This window comes from Exiguobacterium sp. s28 (assembly GCF_018618135.1).
GTDB classification, from domain to species: Bacteria; Bacillota; Bacilli; order Exiguobacteriales; family Exiguobacteriaceae; genus Exiguobacterium; species Exiguobacterium mexicanum_A.
Genome location: NZ_JACSLL010000014.1, coordinates 1 through 17,029 on the forward strand (window position 1 = coordinate 1; position 17,029 = coordinate 17,029).

The window sequence follows — 17,029 nt, forward strand, 5'->3', positions numbered from 1 at the left end:
GAAAAGGGGCTCGGGCAGAGCGCCTAAAGGCCCGAAAACGACAAAGTCACGTTTCAGTTCGCCTGAAACGTGACTTTGTCTACAATCTGAACCGAGGCGAGCGCCTCGGTTTAGTTTGTTGGCTAGACGTCCGGTTCATCTACATTCGAGATATGATTCACTTGAGAGGCTAGCACGTCTCCTTAGCGATTCGCTCAAGGTGGTCTCGTCTGTACAGAAATTAGTGCTCTTGAAAACGGATTGCTTTGTTCCAGTCCCGATTCCTCACTTTTTAGGCTTTTGGAATTGATTCAGAACGCCTTTGACTTTGTCCGCTAAAGAGTCGGAATGGCCGTCGTTGCGTTGATGAGTCGATTTGTCATCATTCATTTTCCCAGTTATTTCTTTCGCCTTGGCTGCAACTTGGTCAATGATGTGGTCATACTTACCGTTTTGTTTGTGATCAGACATAAGTCTAATTCCTCCTCGTATCAGGTCTTTATTAAAGTGTTAACCAATTTTGAAGAAGGATAAAATTTTAAGGTCGAAAGAACTTATTTTCACATATTGTTAGCTCGGAAAAAATCAAAGTGATATTGATCATAACGCACCGACGACCGCGTGTGGGATGTACGGTTCTTCGAGCGAGGCCATCTCTTCTTGTGTCAACGTGACGGCCAACGCACCGACCGCCTCGTCCAAATGACGCTGCTTCGTGGCACCGACGATTGGCGAGGTGACCGTGTCTTGTTGCAAGAGCCAGGCGAGAGCGACTTGTGTCCGGGTAATTCCCCGCGTCTCAGCGATGGCGGCGACCCGCTCGATGATGAGCCGGTCGGCGTCCATCGTCGCGTCATACTTCGAACGTTGAATCACGTCCGTCTCAGAGCGGTGGGTCACGGTCGACACGTCGCGTGTCAGGCGCCCCGAGGCGAGCGGACTGTACGGTGTGACCCCAATTTTCTCTTCCCGGCAGAGCGGCATCATTTCACGCTCTTCTTCCCGATAAATCAAGTTCAAATGGTTTTGCATCGACACGAACCGGGTCCAGTTGTTCCGTTCCGCCACGTGGAGCGCTTTTTGGAACTGCCAGGCGTACATTGCCGATGCACCGATATAGCGGGCCTTCCCGGATTTGACGACGTCATGGAGCGCCTCCATCGTCTCTTCGATCGGTGTGTCATAGTCCCAGCGGTGGATGATATACAGGTCGACGTAATCGGTGCCGAGCCGTTTCAAACTATGCTCGATTTCCGACAGAATCGCCTTCCGCGACAAGCCGCCGCCGTTCGGACCGTCGTGCATTCGACCGTGAACTTTTGTTGCGAGAACGATCTCGTCCCGGTTCGCATAATCCCGAAGCGCACGTCCGACGTATTCCTCGCTCGTGCCTTTCGAGTAGATGTTTGCCGTGTCAAAGAAGTTGATACCGAGGTCGAGTGCTTGTTTGATAATCGGACGGGTCGCCGCCTCATCGAGTACCCAGTCATGAATCCATCGGTTCGCGTCGCCAAAGCCCATACAGCCGAGACAGAGCCTTGAGACATCGAGTCCCGTATTGCCAAGTTTTACGTATTCCATGAAAATGCCTCCTTCAAAGTTGATACGTGGAGAGGAACCGTTCGAACTCATCCACGGTGCTGTCATCGTTGACGGTCAATCGTAATTCGGTATGGGTGCCGATCGGAAGCGCCAGCGCCTCGACAAGTGCCTCCGGCGTCGGTTCGAGTCGGAATGAATCGAGCCGAATCACCACGTTATGGGCAAGTGCGAAATGCGCACAACGGGTGAGCAATGTCGCGAAGCCGCGTTCGACCGCCACGTGATACGTCTTTTCCATGTCGATTCCCCTCCTTTGCCATCAGTATGACGCGGGAAGCAGGGCGAGCGTTAGCGCGTTCATGTCGTGTTTTTGCCTAATCCTCTCAACAGGTTGGACAGGGCTCGTCCAAGAAAACAATCTACCGTATACTGAAGGGGAGAATCCAGAGGGAGGGTGAACGACATCGAGACACGACTGCAACTGATTGACGTCATCACACGACACATACCGGGGGACGGGGTGCATCCGACGATCGTCCCGGCGATGACGTTCATTCATGAATCGATGGTGACCGAACCGATCACACGCGTCAATGAACCGTCATTTTGCCTAATCCTGCAGGGGGGGAAAGAGATGTTGTTCGGTGACGAACGGCTCGTCTACGAGGGCGGACATTACCTCGTTGCCTCGGTCGACTTGCCTGTGACGGGACAAGTGACGAAAGCGAGCGCAGACGTCCCATACGTGGCGTTGAAACTCGAGTTGACGATTGACGACTTGATCGATGCCGTCGGGCACGTCGAGCTGACTGAGCCGCGTGAACCGAAACGAGGCATGTATATCGCCGATGCCGACGAGGCGTTGTTCGATGTCGCGCTCCGTCTCGCCCGTCTCGTCGATACACCGGATCATGTGGCACTCGCGCCGCTTTATAAGCGCGAACTCCTGTATTGGGTGGCGCAAGGGTCGAACGGGGAGATGCTGCGGCAGTTGGCGTTCGAGGGGAGTCAGGCGTTCCGGATTAAGCGCGTCATCGACCACATCATCGCGAACTTCAACGAGACGATTCGGAGTGAAGAGTTGGCCCGCGTCGCCAATATGAGCGTCTCGACGCTCCACCGTCATTTCAAGGAAGTGACGGCGATGAGCCCGCTCCAATTCCAAAAACAGTTACGGCTCCAAGAGGCGAGACGGCTGTTGCTCATGCAGGCGACGGACGTGGGCGAGGCGGCGTTCCAAGTCGGCTACGAGAGTCAATCGCAGTTCAGCCGCGAGTATGCCCGGTTGTTCGGGCTGTCGCCACGGGCCGACGTGCGGCAACAACGACAGCTTTGACAAACGAAATGCGCGAGCGGTATGCTTGAGGGGAAAACGACATACATTAGGATTGTTACTGAATCATCAGGCAAAACCTAAACTGGGCGCACGTGTTGCGTCTGGTTTAGGTTTTTCTTGTGTTCAGGACAAAAAAAGGAGGATATTATGCGACACATCATCTTTCTAGACGTCGACGGCACGCTCGTCGATGACCACGGCAACATCCCGGAATCGGCAAAGGAGGCCGTCCGACAGGCGCGACAGAACGGCCATCTCGTCTTCTTGTCGACCGGGCGCTCGAAGGCGGAGCTGTTTTCGGACATTCTCGACGTCGGCTTTGACGGCATCATCGGGGCAGCCGGGGGCTACATCGAACTCGAGGAAGAAGTGTTGTACCATCAACAAGTCTCCGTCGATGATTTGAGCCACCTCATCTCCTTCTTTACGGAACACGGCATCGATTTCTATCTTGAGTCGAACGACGGCCTGTTCGCCGGCGGCAACGCTAAGGCACGGGTGGCGACGATGATTGACGAGTTGATGGCGAACAATCCGGAGGCGAGTGCGACAATCGAGCGCGGCTTGAAGCCGTTCCATGACGCGATGATGGAAGGGGTCGACCTCGTCCGTCCCGACGTGAACAAAATCTCGTTCCTCGGCTCATCCGTCCCGCTCGACGTCATCCAACAAGAGTTCGCATCCCGCTTCACCGTCATCCCGAGCACGGTCGCTGTATTCGGGGCTAACAGCGGGGAGCTCTCCATCCCGGGCGTCAACAAAGCGACGGCGATTGCGACGTTGCTCGAACATCTAGGTCTCGAGCGAGCGCAGACGTTCGCCTACGGGGACGGGTTGAACGACATCGAGATGCTCGAATACGTCAAGGTCGGTGTCGCCATGGGCAATGCCAAACCCGAGGTCAAGCGTGTCGCCGACGATGTGACGGACGCCTGTGACCAAGACGGGCTTGCGAATAGCTTCAAAAAGTATCGACTCATCTGAAAAAAAGCCAAGCAACCTCTCTTCAGGTTGCTTGGCTTTTCGTCGCGACATCGTTCACGACATCGGCGAGGGTCACATGCTTCAATACCGATTCCATCGCCGATTGGGCATGGATGAAAATCGGCTCGATCGTCGCTTGGATATGTTGGCCGACAGGACACGCCGGGTTCGGGTTGTCATGGATACTGAACAGCTCGTTCTCCTCGACGACACTGACAGCGCGATAGACGTCATAGAGCGAAATCTCGGTCAAGTCTTTCGTCAGTTTGGCTCCGGCGACGCCAGGCTTCACTTCAATCAAGTCGGCCTTCTTCAACATCGCCATGATTTTTCGGATCAAAGCCGGGTTCGTGTTGACACTGCCGGCCAAAAAGTCAGACGAGGTGACGCCGTCCTGATTGACCTCGATCAACGTCAAGATATGAATGCCGACCGCGAAACGGCTACTGATGGACATAGGCTACCACCTTTCTGCACAAGTCATGTAAGTGAATTGGTTACATCTTCAGTATAACAGGGAACAAACAATTGACAAACGAAGATGCTGTAACTATGATGATTACATGTAACCGATTTAATTACAGGTTAAAAGGAGGAAATGATTTATGAAATACTTAGTCACAGGTGCAACCGGGAAACTCGGTTCGAAAATTGTCGATGTGTTACTCAAGTCGGTACCCGCAAGTGAACTCGCGGTCAGCGTCCGCAATCCGGAGAAAGCGGAAGCACTGAAAGCGAAAGGTGTCGATGTGCGACACGGCGACTTCGACAAGCCTGATACGCTCGATGAAGCGTTCAAAGGTGTCGAACGATTGCTCATCATCTCGGCGGACGGGGACAACGACACGCGCATCCGTCAACATGCGAACGCTGTCGAGGCGGCCGAACGCGCAGGCGTATCGTTCATCGCCTATACGAGTCTCGCCGACGCGACAGACAGCCAAAACTTGATGGCCCCGCCACATGTCGAGACGGAAGGCGCAATCGAGCGGACGGGAATCCCTCACGCGTTCTTGCGCAACAACTGGTACTTAGAAAACGAACTTGGTAGCATTCAAGGAGTGCTTGCCGGCGCACCTTGGGTGACGGCAGCCCGTGACGGGAAGGTCGGTTGGGCGCTACAAGAAGATTACGCTGAAGCGATTGCGAACGTCCTGATGGCGGACGATTTCGAACAAGACATCTTCGAATTGTCAGGTCCGCTCTATACGCAAGCCGAACTCGTCGAGGCGCTCAGTGAAGTGCTCGGGCGTGAAGTGACCCTTCAAGAAGTGAGTACTGACGCTTATGCTGGCGTCATGCGCGGCGCCGGGGTGCCGGAAGGAGCGATTCCGATCGTCGTCGGCATTCAAGACAGCATCCGCAACGGCTCGCTCGAGGTCGAGTCGAATGATTTCGAGTTGGTGCTCGGTCGTCCGGTGACACCGCTCAAAGAGGCGCTTCAAAAGCTCGTATCAACGTTATAAACGATAATAGTGACGTCACGTTTTCGATGATTGAGAACGTGACGTTTTTTGATGAATATTAGTGATTTGTCTTCACATATTTGTGAACACGTCATCCCCATCCGTTATACTAACAATAAATGGATAATCATAGATGTACATAGGAAGGATCGATTACATGAAAAACATGATGTTCTTAATCGGCGTCGTCTTAGGATTAGGATTATTGTTCGGGCTGAGATATGAATTCAATGTCATCGGGGATACGGGCTTTAGAATCGCGGCCATCCTCATGCTCATATCGGTACTCATCATTCGGTCGACTGCAAAAATTTCATTCTTCAGCCATTCATAAAAACAGACCGCGAATCCACATTCGCGGTCTGTTTTTTAGTTCGCTCGGGCTTCGAGCTGACCGGTCACGTCTTCTAACGTGCTCGCGGTCGAGGCGAGGCGGTCCGACATGTGGCTCAACTCTTTTTGGATGGCGACTTGTTCTTCGGTCGCGGCGGCGACGTGCTGAATTTGTTGCTGCAGTTCGCTCGCCGCTCGTTTCGTCGTCGCAAGGCGCGCCTCGAGCGTCTCCATCTGAGACGTCACGCGTTGACGTGTCTCTTGAATCGAACTGATTTGACCGTCGATTTCAGAGACGTCTTCGGTCAGGCGATGGAACACGGCCGTCACATCGGCCGAGACGGTTTGACAGTTCTCGGTCGCGCGTTTGAATAACTGTGCCGAATCGCGGACGACGATCGTATCGTCCATCAGTCCACCGAGAACGCGGGTCATCTCGGCTGCATAATCTCGGGACTGGACGGCGAGCTTGCCGACCTCAGAAGCGACGACGGCGAAACCACGACCGGCATCACCCGCCCGTGCGGCTTCAATCGAGGCGTTCAAAGCCAGCATGTTCGTCTGGTCGCTGATTGTCTCGACGTGCTGCAGGATGGCTTGAATTTCGGTCGATCGGTTCGACATCGTCGTGACCACGCGTTCGAGTCGTTCCGATTCGCTAATGATTTCTTCGACTTTCGCCTCCATCCGTCGCATGTCGCCGTCCCCGGCGATGGCGTCGGCCGCAATCCGTGACGAAGCGGCAGCTGTTTGGGCCATCCGTTCTTGGATGAGCGCCGTGAGGGAGCGAATCGATTGAATCTCCTCGGCCCCGTGGTTCATCGACGTCTCTTGCTCGGTCGCGTGGGCGACGATCGGATCGACGGTGACGGCGATTTGTTCCCCGGACTGGAGCGACTGGTTGGCTGCCGTCTCGAGTTCGGTCGCATGTGTCTTCAATGTCATGACGAGTTGACTGGCGTCGGTGACGGCCTGCTGTAACAGACGGCGCGTCTCATCTTCCTGTACTTTGACACGCGACGACTCGAGGTTACGGAAGTGGATTTGCGCGATGAGCACGGCGCTCAGTAGGATGAGATAGATCGCATGGACGAGCAACAGGCTGAACGGATAATCCGCTGTTCCACAAATGATTTCAGGAACCAAGAAATATCCAGCGAGATGTTGCACGGCGAAGATGACCGTACTGTAGACGATCAAATCGATGCGGCGCATGAACGACAAAATCGCCAAGACGACGAAAATCGAGAAATGATATTCGACGAGCCCTTGCCCACCGGCGACGGTCGAGATGCTCGCGAACGTGAGCGTCAGCATCATCAAGTACGGGAAAAGATGTGGTTTTACGCGCTGGCTGACGACCATGGCGATCAATAGTACGATTGGGACTGCAAACAGGACCCATGTCGCGATGGGATATGCGTAGCCGACGGCACCGTTTCGGAGCACGGTGTACGTATAGGCAAAATCCGTGAAGCGGTGGAGCAGATGGACGATGACAGACGTCAAGACGATGACGAACGTGGTGACGAGCATCAATTGATTGCGTTTTTCAGAACTCATGCAGATTCCTCCTGATAATAGGTCGATATAGCTACTAGAGTATCGTCCGATTGGCACGAATGTTTATCGTTTTTACACGCCGAAGCAAAAAAAAGAGAAGCGGATGCGCTTCTCTAGTCTGACGTGAGCCCGAGCCACCGTTTGACGGGTTCCCGGAAATAATAAGTGACACCAATCAACGTGACGAAGACGAGGGCGGCGATGACGACCAAAGTGATGCTTCCCGAGGCGAGACTCGCTCCGAGAAAACTGTAGGCGAGTGTCCCGGGAATCATGCCTAGGACGGTCGCGAGGATAAACGACCGGAACCGGACCTTAGCAATTCCGCCCGCGTAACTGAGCAAATCGAAGCTGACGAGCGGGATGAGCCGCAAGACGAATACGTATAGGAAGCCGCGTTGCTCCATCTGTGTGAACAGCTTCTCCGACCACGGATAGCTCTCGACCTTGAGCACGGACCTGCCGAACAGTCGGGCCATGACGTAACCGGTCACGGCCGCCGCCGTCGCCCCGAACAAGATGTAGAGGACACCGGGCCAAACCCCGAAGGCGAGACCGGCCCCGAGTGACAGCACCGACGTCGGCAAGAAGATGATTGGTCCGATTGCATAGATGAGGAAAAAGACGACAGGACCCCACCAGCCGAACGACAGGACGCTGTCACGGACGTCAGACGGACGGAGTTCATAGTGGAAATGAGTGATGTAGAAGATACTCCCGAACACAATGAGCATGAGACTAAGTTTGAGCGGGCGTGGCACGGGAATCATTCCTTTCGTATCGATCAGTCTTTTATTTATCGTAGCGCATTTTTCGTCTGAATGAAGGTGAACCAGCTTACAAATCGGTGCCCAATGTGCGAATTAAGCGCTTGACCTATCAGAAAATGGAAACATAGGTCAACGCATGTGTAAAGTCACTTCATTTCAAGCCTCTTTCCTACGATAAATCAGGTAGGGAGGGATCATCGTGAAAAATTTGAAGATGTCTAAAAAACTGACAGTACTGATCAGCGTATTCATCGCGACACTCGTTCTCGTCGCAGCACTCAGCCACGTCTTCATGGGACGCATGGCCGATGCGGGAGAATCGATTTATGAAGATCGGTTATTGCCGATTCGCGCCCTCGGTCAAATCCGGACGGATAACCGTGCCTTGGACGGGTATTTGCTCGAATTGATGCTGACGACGGATGCGTCTCGAAATGAAGAACTAGAGGCAAGTATCGAGGAACGGCGTGACAGCATCGGGACGAACCTCGAACTGTTCAACGAGACGTTCGCCTCAACAGATGCCGAGATGCAAGGTCGAGTCGAAGACTTGAATGCCGAGATTGCAGCCTATCTCGAAGGGACCGAGCTCGTGCTTCAGCCGGTGCTTCGGAATGAGAACACGGCGGCCTATCGCGTCTATATGAGTGACTTGCGACCGGTCCGTCAAGACTTGGTCGAGACGGCAACGGTCGTCATGGACGGCATCAATCAAGAAGCCGAGACGGCAAGCACGACGATGCAGAACGAGCGGACGGAATCGGTCACGTTGTTCTGGGCGCTTGTCGCCATCGGGGCACTCATCTCAATCGGGCTCGGCGTCTACATCACGCGCCTCATCGTCCGTCCGGTCCGTGAGTTGAATGGACTCATGAGCCGTGCCGGAGCCGGTGATTTGACGGTCGACAGCACGTACACGTCGCGTGACGAGATTGGTTCGCTCGCCAACTCATTTAACGAGATGAAAGATAGTCTTCGCGACTTGATCGGCAATGTCACGGCGACAGCCGGTCGCGTCGCGACGTCATCGGACGATTTGAAATCGAACGTCGAAGAGACGACAAAAGCGACCGAGATGGTCGCCGTCACGATGGAAGAGATTGCATCCGGTTCGGTCCGTCAATTGACGCGTGTGAAGGAATCGAGCAGTACGCTCACCGAACTGACGAACGGGATTCATCACGTCTCGGACAGTGCCCAGCATATGACTGAACTGTCGGATGGGGCACTTCAAAAAGTCGGGACCGGCAACGAGTTGATTGAGACGCTCGAGTCCCAGCTTGAGGCGATGAACGAAAAAGTGAAGGCGTTGCAGACGGTCATCGGCCAACTCGACGTCCGCTCCCAAGAAATCGGCAGCATCACCGGTACGATCTCCGGGATCGCCGAACAGACGAACTTGCTCGCCTTAAACGCGGCCATCGAAGCGGCCCGGGCTGGCGACCACGGACGCGGGTTCGCTGTCGTAGCGTCGGAAGTGCGGAAGCTCGCCGAAGAATCGGCAATCGCGACGAAACGAATCTCTGGTTTGATTGGGGATACGCAGACAGAGACGAAACAAGCCGTCCAGACGATGCACGTCGTCGAGAGCGAGATGGGCCACAGCGTCACGAACGTCCAACAGGCGGGCGTCGCGTTCGAGGACATCAAGCGGGCGATCGAAGAAGTCGGTCAAAAAGTCGAGGAAGTGTCAGGCTCTGTCCAAGAGATGGCGGCCGGAGCGACCGAGATTTTACGATCAGTGAACGAGATTCAAGGCATTACGGAGACGACGGCGACCGACACCGAGAACACCTCGGCGGCGACGGAAGAACAGATGGCGTCGATGGAAGAGATTACGGCATCGGCCCAAGAGCTGTCGAACATGGCAGACGAGATGCGCCAAATGACAAAACGATTTAACGTGTAACGAACAGGCAGGTCGACAATCGACCTGTCTGTTTTTGCGTATGTCGTAAATTGAGCTAGCACATTATTTCCTTCCGTTCCCTTTTAAATATAAATTATGTAAAATTGGCTCGTGTTCATTCTCTATGGTAAGGGGTGGCTTATGAAATATTCGTTATTTAGATTGAGTGACGCGCTAGAGGCGTTTGCCATTTATCTCATGTGCTTTGCTTCAAATTTGGCATTGGTTTATGTGCAAACTTCGAACGTAGAAATTGCATCTCTTTTAGAGGCCTTTATAGACAGTATTGTAGACTATCGACTGATTATAAGTATTTCCCTTACATTTATGATGATTGTGTTTCATTATCAATTTCTAAATCGAAAGAAGACAGAAATATCCTGCCGCATCCTTGTAGGTGATACACGGGAAGGGATGGTCAAACGATACATTTTAAATAGTTTAACGATATTGATGATTAGCTTTGTAGCGTCGCTTTTATTCGGCTTTTATTTAAATGTGATTGTAACGAGCAATCTCTACTTAGTCTTTATTTTTACTATATACATACTAGTGAGTGCGGGGCAGGTGACGAACGAATGAAAATCTTACACTTTTTTATCACTAAAATATTTTTGAAGCGATGGATTTTGGTGCTGAGTACGGTCGCCTTGCTGTTTCTTGCCAACTCTCTTTCTTTTATTGCCGCGCGTTCCATTATTTCAACGTTTCAAGGTTATCAAGATATCGGTGTGTTTAATCAAGCAGGCAATTTCATTGCGAACCTAGACCCTGATCAGGAAGCGAAGTTTGATGGAATCGATGTCGAAGCTACACAAAAGCTATACGACTATTTAAACGACAACTATACATACGCTTTTCAAGCCGATGGGTTTGCCACTTCATTACCTAACGAACAGAACATGGAAGTGTCTGTCAGTTATATCAATGAAAAGGCGTATCAAATCAACCAATTAAATTTACCGCAAGGGAACCATTTGAAATTCGATTATCAATTGGACACCGACCAAATCTCGGTTTTAATAGGGGCCGGTCTGGCCTCGACATATCCTGTCGGTTCAACGATAAAAATGACAGATCCGGTCACCCAACAAGCGGTCAATTTAAACGTTCAAGGAGTTTTGGAGAAGAATACGCACCGGTCGAATTTCTATGCGCCCAATTCAAAGAACTATTTTAACTTTGCGATTCTCGTCCCCGTGAACGAACAATTTATTCAACGAGCGAACATTGACCTTCATGTGAACGGGTTGATGGATCTGGTGCTACTCGATTCGACAAAAGAGGAAGCCGCGGAATTGAACGAATACGTACAAGAAAATATAGGTCTGAAACTTAACTTTTTTAGTCAACAAGAAAACTTTGATTACTTTGAGGCGTATTATGCGAACTCGATAAAAATCATCTGTGCCATCACCTTCGTTCTGCTTGTCATCCTTGTTAGTCTAGCAACGTGGACCAGTTTGACGAGTGTTCGGTTGATGATTAAAGATTTTACACTCAACTTATTGGTCGGATTAAGTTATTCCAAACTGAGAACGATTTTTTATAGTTACTTCGGAATGTTGTTTACAGTGAATCTAGCCATGCTATTTGTGATTATCGCGTTCAATCGATACGGCTATTGGATTAGAAAAGATGCCATTTTTGCCACGTACGGGCTATTTGGTTTAATCAGTATGGATTGGTTTGCTTTACTGGTAGTTCTTTTAATCAATCTGATGATTGGGTTAACGATTGTGGAACTGACATTACGGAAAATAAAAAAGATTCCAATCTCGGTGGGGGTTTTAGAATGAATCGTATCATGAAGTTAGAAATCCAGAACAAAACGTTCAAACAGAAAGGTTTTTCAATCTTGAATGATTTTGAGTTGGAAGTTCAAACTGGGGAAAAAGTTTCGATCATCGGGGAGTCTGGGGTCGGAAAAACGTCGTTGCTTAATATTCTCGGGTTGCTCGATACACAATACGAAGGAAGCTACGAGCTGTTTGGTTCAGTGGTTAATGAGTTGTCACGAAACAAACTGGCAGAGTGGCGCAATCAAAAGATTGGGTTTGTGCTTCAAGATTCCGCGCTTATTCATTCGTTAACCATCGAGGATAATATCAAGTTACCTCTCATGTATGCCCACATCGAAAAAGACCGAAACGCTCAAGAACACTTTGAACGAATTGTTCAGAAGATCGGGATTGAGTCGATTTTGAAAAAGAAACCGCATGAGTGTTCGGGTGGCCAACGGTCTAGAGCTGTTTTTGCGAGAGCGATCATGATGAATCCCCAAATCATCTTATCAGATGAACCGACGGCGTCATTAGATTCAAAAAACAAAGAAAAAATCATCGATCTATTGTTTGAAATGAACAATGAATTTAATACGACTATTATCACCGTGACGCATGATTTAGATGTGGCTAATCGTCATGATCGGATTATCACGCTCGAAATGAATGAATGAGATATGTTCCATGCATGATGAAAGGCAGGTCGAATTGTTTCGACCTGCCTTTTTTAGCGTGATTCGTAAGCCGTAATCCATTGCTCCGGCGTCATCTTCGAGACGAGCTCGCCAATCAACTCGTACGGGATATGTTTGACGTTGCCGAAGCGGATACAGCTCTTGCCCATGCTCAATTTCGTCGGCACTTGGGCGGCGTATGACTCCTCGAACCAGCGGAGCAGTTCCGGGTCGCTATAGACGCCCATATGATACACGGCGACATGGTTCTTCTGGGCGATGACGCTCAAGAACGGGAGCGGGGTGCCCGGCGTGACGTGATACCCGGACGGATACGTCGATAGCGGGACGACATAATGGATGCCGTTCCCGTCGGTCGTCTTCTCGAACCCGGCCGGTAAGTTCGCATCGATGACGTCAATTAAACGGATGAAAGCGTCGAGCCGCTTGTCGTCGACGAGTGTCGTATAGTCCATCAGACGTCGCCTCCTCGTAAAATCTTCGCCATCGCCTTGCCTTTGGCCAGTTCATCGACGAGTTTGTCCAAATAGCGAATCTCGCGCATGAGCGGCTCCTCGACATTCTCGACGCGGACGCCGCAGACGACGCCTTTGATGAGGGCGCGGTCTTCGTTCATCTTGGGTGCGGCGGCGAAGAATGTGTCAAAGTCGACCTCGGCAGCGAGTTGGCGCTCGAGTCCGGCCTCGTCATAGCCCGTCAACCAGCGGATAATCGTATCGACTTCGTCTTTCGTCCGGCCTTTCCGTTCGGCTTTCGCGACGTAAAGCGGATAGACGCTCGCAAAGCTCGTCGTGTAAATGCGGTGTGCCATGAAATCCCCTCGTTTCGTGGAATGATACCTTCATTTTCTCACATAATCAAAGCCCATATCCAAAATACTTTTTGTTGCAAATGCAACTAAATCAATTATACTGAACGTAACGTATTGTAAATACAACAATCAGGAGGATTGTATGAGAGACCAGTTGCGTGAAATCGGGATGATTGCCCGTGCCCTCGACTCGATCAGCAATATCGAGTTCAAAGAGCTCGAGCTGACGAAAGGGCAATATTTATATTTGGTCCGGATTTGTGAGGAGCCGGGCATCATTCAAGAGAAGCTCGCCGAATTGATCAAAGTCGATCGGACGACGGCGGCGCGGGCGGTTCAAAAGTTGGAAACGAACGGGTTGATCACGAAGCAGGACGACCCGCACAACAAGAAAATCAAACGGCTCGTCCCGACTGAACGGGGCAAGGCGCTGTACCCGGTTATCATCCGCGAGCATGAGCATTCGACTAACGTCGCGCTCGCCGGGCTGAGCGACCAGGAAGCCGAGCAGCTGCTTCGGCTGTTGAAGCGGGTCCGCCACAATATCGAAGGGGACTGGGATGCCGTGAAAAAAGGGAAGAAACGAGACTACTAGGGGGAACAATCATGATCACCATCAAAGCTTGTACAATCGAAGACGTTGACGCACTTCGCACCATCAGCATCGAGACGTTCACGGAAACGTTCGAAGCGGAGAATGACCCGGCGCATTTGGCCGCGTATCTCGAGCGGGCGTACAACGTAGCGCAACTTAAAAAAGAGCTTTCGAATCCGGACTCACAGTTCTTCTTCGCCATGCTCGACGGGGAAGTGGCTGGTTACTTAAAAGTGAACGCCAACAACGCCCAGACCGAGGCCATGGGCGAAGAGGCGTTCGAACTCGAACGGATTTATGTGCGACGGAAGTTCCAAGGAAGCGGTGTCGGGAAGGCGCTGTACGACCAGGCTATCACGTGCGCAGGCGAACTGAACAAACGTGAGATTTGGCTTGGTGTGTGGGAACATAACCATAAGGCACTCGCCTTTTACCGAAAGCACGGCTTCGTCCAGACCGGGGCGCACACGTTTTATATGGGTGACGACGCTCAAGTCGATTTGCTTATGGCCAAGCCGCTTCGTCCGTGACCCATTCCAGTATGCCTGACAAGTCCTCGTAGACGGCGTCAGGGGCCAGGTCGGGCATATCGACCGGTTTGCCGTCGCGGTTGATCCAGGCGGTATGGAAGCCGAAGTTCTTCGCACCGGCGATATCCCATCCGTTCGAGGACAGGAACAGTACCTCGTCCCGCTTCAGCCCGCTTTTCTTGAACCAATACATGTAAGCGGCTGGTGACGGCTTGACTTGTTTGATGCCGTCGATGCTGACGAGTTCGTCGAACAGGTCGGTGAACCCGGCGTTTTGGATGAGTTCCGCGAGCATCGCGTCCGTCCCGTTCGAGAGAACGATAGTCTGTTTATGATGCAGCTGGTGCAAGACATCCGCGACCTCTTCATATGGCGAAAGATCGGCGTAAGTGGCGATCAAGACGTCCTCCGTCTCGGTCGTCCACGTCACTTCGGCCGCCGACAACGCATACCGGAGCGCGTCGCGCGTGACGACAGAGAAGTCCTCATAACGTCCCATGATGTGGCGAGTAAAGAAGTAGTCGAGCTGTTTCGTCCGCCATGCCTGGCTGATTTGGTCCCCTTTTCCGGGGAACTGTTCGTCACACGCTGTCTTGACGGAATGCACGTCGAACAAGGTCCCATATACATCGAACACGAATGCTTTAATCTGCGGTTTCATAAAATCCCTCCTGTATGATGTAGCGTCATCTACTCTTTACCCTAGTTGGCGTGAATTATACGGAATGGGCCAGTCAGTTGATGAACGAACAAGATAGGAGGAATACGATGTACGTCCCAAAACTTTACGCTGTGAACGATCCGAAAGAAGTGCACGCATTTCTAAAGGCCCATCCGTTTGGCACCATCGTCACGTATGATGGCCAAAAACCGATCGCGACGCACGTGCCACTCCGTTTCCATGAGGAAGAGGGCCGCGTCTGGTTCACGACACACATCGCCAAAAACAATCCACAGTGGCAAACGATTGAAGACCAGACCGTCCTCTTGATCGTCCAAGGCCCGGACGCCTATGTGTCGGCGTCGTGGTACGGACATGAGGACGTATCGACATGGAACTATCAGGCCGTCCATGCATACGGACAGGCCACCATTTTAAATGCGGACCAACTCGATGAAGACTTGGCTCGACTGCTTCAAGACCATGAAGGGGACCGGGAGCACGCCGTCGTCTGGGAGGAACTGTCCGAGTCGGTGCAACGGCAGAAATATGGCGTCGTCGGGTTCCGCATCGACATTTCGGAGATGCAGGCGGCGTTCAAGCTGAGTCAGAATCGAAACGAAACGGATTATAAGCGTATCGTCTCGGAACTCGAACAGGCAGGGTGTCCAATCGCGGATGTGATGCGGAAGAAGCGTCCTTGATTTCATTCATTTAACTAAATTTGGCGAGAATTCTCCCACCTCTGAGAGTCTCGGGCGAAGCCCAGCGTAGGTGGGAGATGAATCGCCTGGTCCCAGATCCTCGGGCTGCCCCTGTGACAGATATGACGAACGGAAGTTCGTGATTCTGTCAGATTTCCCTTCCCCCGTCGCGGGTATCGGATGAGGAAGGCGTTAATCACGATCATCGGCCGAGAGGAGGGGCGACATGCTGAAGGGCTACAAATACCGGCTCCACCCGACGGCGGCACAGGCCGAGTTCCTGGTCCGGACGATCGGCTGCGCCCGGTTCATCTACAACAAGCTGCTTGAGGACCGCATCGCCATCCACGAGGAGGCGAAGGCGAGCGGCGGGCCGAGGCAGAAACCGCCGACACCGGCCTCCTACAAGCCCCTGTTCCCGTTCCTCGCCGAGGCGGACAGCCTCGCGCTCGCGAACGCGAAGCTGCACCTCGACGCGGCGTTCACGAAGTTCTTCGCCGGGACGGCTGCCTTCCCGGTGTTCAAGTCGAGACGAAAATCGCGCGCGTCCTACACGACGAACAACCAGCACGGCACAATCCGCATCGAGGCGGGAAAGGTCCGTCTGCCGAAGGTCGGGTTCGTCCGCTTCACACAGCACCGAATCTTCGACGGCGAGATCCGCTCCGCGACCGTGTCGATGACGAAGACGGGCACGTTCTTCGTGTCGTTCCTCGTCGAGCAGGGCGACGAGCCATGGGTGCCGGCCGAGCACAAGGTCGGGATCGACCTCGGGTTGGAACACTTTGCCGTCATGACGAACGACGCTCTCGTCACGGAGAAGATCGCGAACCCGCGCCACCTGCGACAGGCCGAGGCACGGCTGAAACGGGCGCAGCGCGCGCTCTCCCGCAAGAAGCCCGGTAGCAGGAACCGCGAGAAGGCGCGGCTCCTGCTGGCGAAAAAGCATGAAAAGGTACGGAACCGACGGCACGACTTCCTCCACAAGCTGTCGCGACGCATCGTCGACGAGAACCAAGTCGTCGTGGTCGAGACGCTGAAGCCGAGGGAGATGATGCAGGACCGCCGCCTGGCGAAATCGATCGGGGACGTCGGATGGGGCGAGTTCGTCCGCCAACTAGAATATAAGGCTAGGCTCTATGGACGGACGCTGATCAAGGCCGACCCGTGGTTCGCCTCGACCCAAGTCTGTTCGGCCTGTGGCGAGAACGGCGGAAGGAAGGAGCTAGACGTCCGCGAGTGGACATGCGGCGCGTGCGGGGCATACCATGACCGCGACGTCAACGCGAGCCTCAACCTGTTGCGCCTCGCCGACCGAAACATCCCAGGGCAGGGACTGCCCGACGAGCTTGGTCCATAACCGTGGC

General features: G+C 52.8%; 21 protein-coding genes. 12 read left to right on the forward strand and 9 right to left on the reverse strand.

Going from position 1 to position 17,029, the window contains the following annotated elements; all coding sequences use genetic code 11:
* Positions 1-264: 264 nt before the first annotated feature.
* The 3 genes from KNP78_RS12900 to KNP78_RS12910 all read right to left on the reverse strand — a co-directional run bounded on the left by KNP78_RS12900 (position 265) and on the right by KNP78_RS12910 (position 1,819).
* A complete protein-coding gene (locus KNP78_RS12900) occupies positions 265-450 on the reverse strand; it encodes a hypothetical protein (protein ID WP_214753760.1) in 186 nt (61 codons plus the stop codon).
* 129 nt (positions 451-579) lie between these two features.
* Positions 580-1,560, reverse strand: a complete 981-nt coding sequence (locus KNP78_RS12905; RefSeq protein WP_214824672.1) for an aldo/keto reductase — start codon at positions 1,558-1,560, stop codon at positions 580-582.
* A gap of 13 nt (positions 1,561-1,573) precedes the next feature.
* Positions 1,574-1,819: a hypothetical protein gene (locus tag KNP78_RS12910; protein ID WP_214824674.1), complete on the reverse strand. Its 246-nt coding sequence runs from the start codon at positions 1,817-1,819 to the stop codon at positions 1,574-1,576.
* A 156-nt stretch (positions 1,820-1,975) separates the two neighbouring features.
* Between KNP78_RS12910 and KNP78_RS12915 the strand changes: the two genes are divergently transcribed.
* A complete protein-coding gene (locus KNP78_RS12915) occupies positions 1,976-2,857 on the forward strand; it encodes an AraC family transcriptional regulator (RefSeq protein ID WP_021066189.1) in 882 nt (293 codons plus the stop codon).
* Between the two features lie 147 nt (positions 2,858-3,004).
* The gene (locus KNP78_RS12920) at positions 3,005-3,841 is read left to right on the forward strand and encodes a Cof-type HAD-IIB family hydrolase (protein WP_214714409.1); all 837 of its coding nucleotides are present in this window, start codon (positions 3,005-3,007) and stop codon (positions 3,839-3,841) included.
* Positions 3,842-3,863: 22 nt separating this feature from the next.
* On the opposite strand, the gene KNP78_RS12925 is transcribed toward KNP78_RS12920, so the two are convergent.
* Complete coding sequence (locus tag KNP78_RS12925) at positions 3,864-4,298, reverse strand: Rrf2 family transcriptional regulator (protein ID WP_058764740.1); 435 nt, start codon at positions 4,296-4,298, stop codon at positions 3,864-3,866.
* Positions 4,299-4,446: 148 nt separating this feature from the next.
* On the opposite strand from KNP78_RS12925, the gene KNP78_RS12930 reads away from it, so the two are divergent.
* Positions 4,447-5,307: an SDR family oxidoreductase gene (locus KNP78_RS12930; protein WP_214824682.1), complete on the forward strand. Its 861-nt coding sequence runs from the start codon at positions 4,447-4,449 to the stop codon at positions 5,305-5,307.
* Between the two features lie 157 nt (positions 5,308-5,464).
* Positions 5,465-5,641, forward strand: a complete 177-nt coding sequence (locus tag KNP78_RS12935; RefSeq protein ID WP_021066193.1) for a hypothetical protein — start codon at positions 5,465-5,467, stop codon at positions 5,639-5,641.
* A 35-nt stretch (positions 5,642-5,676) separates the two neighbouring features.
* Here KNP78_RS12935 and KNP78_RS12940 read toward each other — a convergent pair whose 3' ends face one another.
* Positions 5,677-7,203, reverse strand: a complete 1,527-nt coding sequence (locus KNP78_RS12940) for a methyl-accepting chemotaxis protein (RefSeq protein ID WP_214824685.1) — start codon at positions 7,201-7,203, stop codon at positions 5,677-5,679.
* 113 nt (positions 7,204-7,316) lie between these two features.
* Positions 7,317-7,964 (reverse strand): TVP38/TMEM64 family protein, encoded by a 648-nt coding sequence (locus tag KNP78_RS12945; protein WP_214824687.1) that lies wholly within the window; start codon positions 7,962-7,964, stop codon positions 7,317-7,319.
* A gap of 208 nt (positions 7,965-8,172) precedes the next feature.
* Here KNP78_RS12945 and KNP78_RS12950 point away from each other — a divergent pair, with 208 nt between their 5' ends.
* From KNP78_RS12950 to KNP78_RS12965, 4 genes are all read left to right on the forward strand, one after another.
* Complete coding sequence (locus KNP78_RS12950) at positions 8,173-9,882, forward strand: methyl-accepting chemotaxis protein (RefSeq protein ID WP_214824689.1); 1,710 nt, start codon at positions 8,173-8,175, stop codon at positions 9,880-9,882.
* Positions 9,883-10,023: 141 nt separating this feature from the next.
* Entirely contained in the window at positions 10,024-10,464 is a 441-nt protein-coding gene (locus KNP78_RS12955; RefSeq protein WP_034779131.1) for a hypothetical protein, read from the forward strand.
* Positions 10,461-11,681: an ABC transporter permease gene (locus KNP78_RS12960; RefSeq protein ID WP_214824691.1), complete on the forward strand. Its 1,221-nt coding sequence runs from the start codon at positions 10,461-10,463 to the stop codon at positions 11,679-11,681. Before KNP78_RS12955 ends, KNP78_RS12960 begins: the two co-directional genes overlap by 4 nt.
* The gene (locus tag KNP78_RS12965; RefSeq protein WP_214824693.1) at positions 11,678-12,340 is read left to right on the forward strand and encodes an ABC transporter ATP-binding protein; all 663 of its coding nucleotides are present in this window, start codon (positions 11,678-11,680) and stop codon (positions 12,338-12,340) included. Before KNP78_RS12960 ends, KNP78_RS12965 begins: the two co-directional genes overlap by 4 nt.
* A gap of 53 nt (positions 12,341-12,393) precedes the next feature.
* Here the strand turns inward: KNP78_RS12965 and KNP78_RS12970 are convergent, their stop codons facing one another.
* Together KNP78_RS12970 and KNP78_RS12975 are read right to left on the reverse strand one after the other, a co-directional pair.
* Positions 12,394-12,816, reverse strand: a complete 423-nt coding sequence (locus KNP78_RS12970; protein WP_214756153.1) for a DUF1801 domain-containing protein — start codon at positions 12,814-12,816, stop codon at positions 12,394-12,396.
* Positions 12,816-13,172, reverse strand: a complete 357-nt coding sequence (locus KNP78_RS12975) for a DUF2200 domain-containing protein (protein ID WP_029594746.1) — start codon at positions 13,170-13,172, stop codon at positions 12,816-12,818. Before KNP78_RS12975 ends, KNP78_RS12970 begins: the two co-directional genes overlap by 1 nt.
* A gap of 142 nt (positions 13,173-13,314) precedes the next feature.
* Between KNP78_RS12975 and KNP78_RS12980 the strand changes: the two genes are divergently transcribed.
* The gene (locus tag KNP78_RS12980; RefSeq protein ID WP_058764715.1) at positions 13,315-13,767 is read left to right on the forward strand and encodes a MarR family winged helix-turn-helix transcriptional regulator; all 453 of its coding nucleotides are present in this window, start codon (positions 13,315-13,317) and stop codon (positions 13,765-13,767) included.
* An 8-nt stretch (positions 13,768-13,775) separates the two neighbouring features.
* Positions 13,776-14,297: a spermidine/spermine N(1)-acetyltransferase gene (paiA, locus tag KNP78_RS12985; protein WP_214824869.1), complete on the forward strand. Its 522-nt coding sequence runs from the start codon at positions 13,776-13,778 to the stop codon at positions 14,295-14,297.
* Here paiA and KNP78_RS12990 read toward each other — a convergent pair.
* Positions 14,272-14,958, reverse strand: coding sequence for a haloacid dehalogenase type II (locus KNP78_RS12990; protein WP_214824695.1), 687 nt, complete (start codon positions 14,956-14,958; stop codon positions 14,272-14,274). The two genes, paiA and KNP78_RS12990, sit on opposite strands and share 26 nt — an antisense overlap.
* Positions 14,959-15,065: 107 nt before the next feature.
* On the opposite strand from KNP78_RS12990, the gene KNP78_RS12995 reads away from it, so the two are divergent.
* On the forward strand, positions 15,066-15,662 hold the full coding sequence (locus KNP78_RS12995; RefSeq protein ID WP_214824697.1) for an FMN-binding negative transcriptional regulator: 597 nt from the start codon (positions 15,066-15,068) through the stop codon (positions 15,660-15,662).
* Between the two features lie 226 nt (positions 15,663-15,888).
* Positions 15,889-17,022, forward strand: a complete 1,134-nt coding sequence (locus KNP78_RS13000) for an RNA-guided endonuclease TnpB family protein (RefSeq protein ID WP_214824699.1) — start codon at positions 15,889-15,891, stop codon at positions 17,020-17,022.
* Positions 17,023-17,029: the final 7 nt, after the last annotated feature.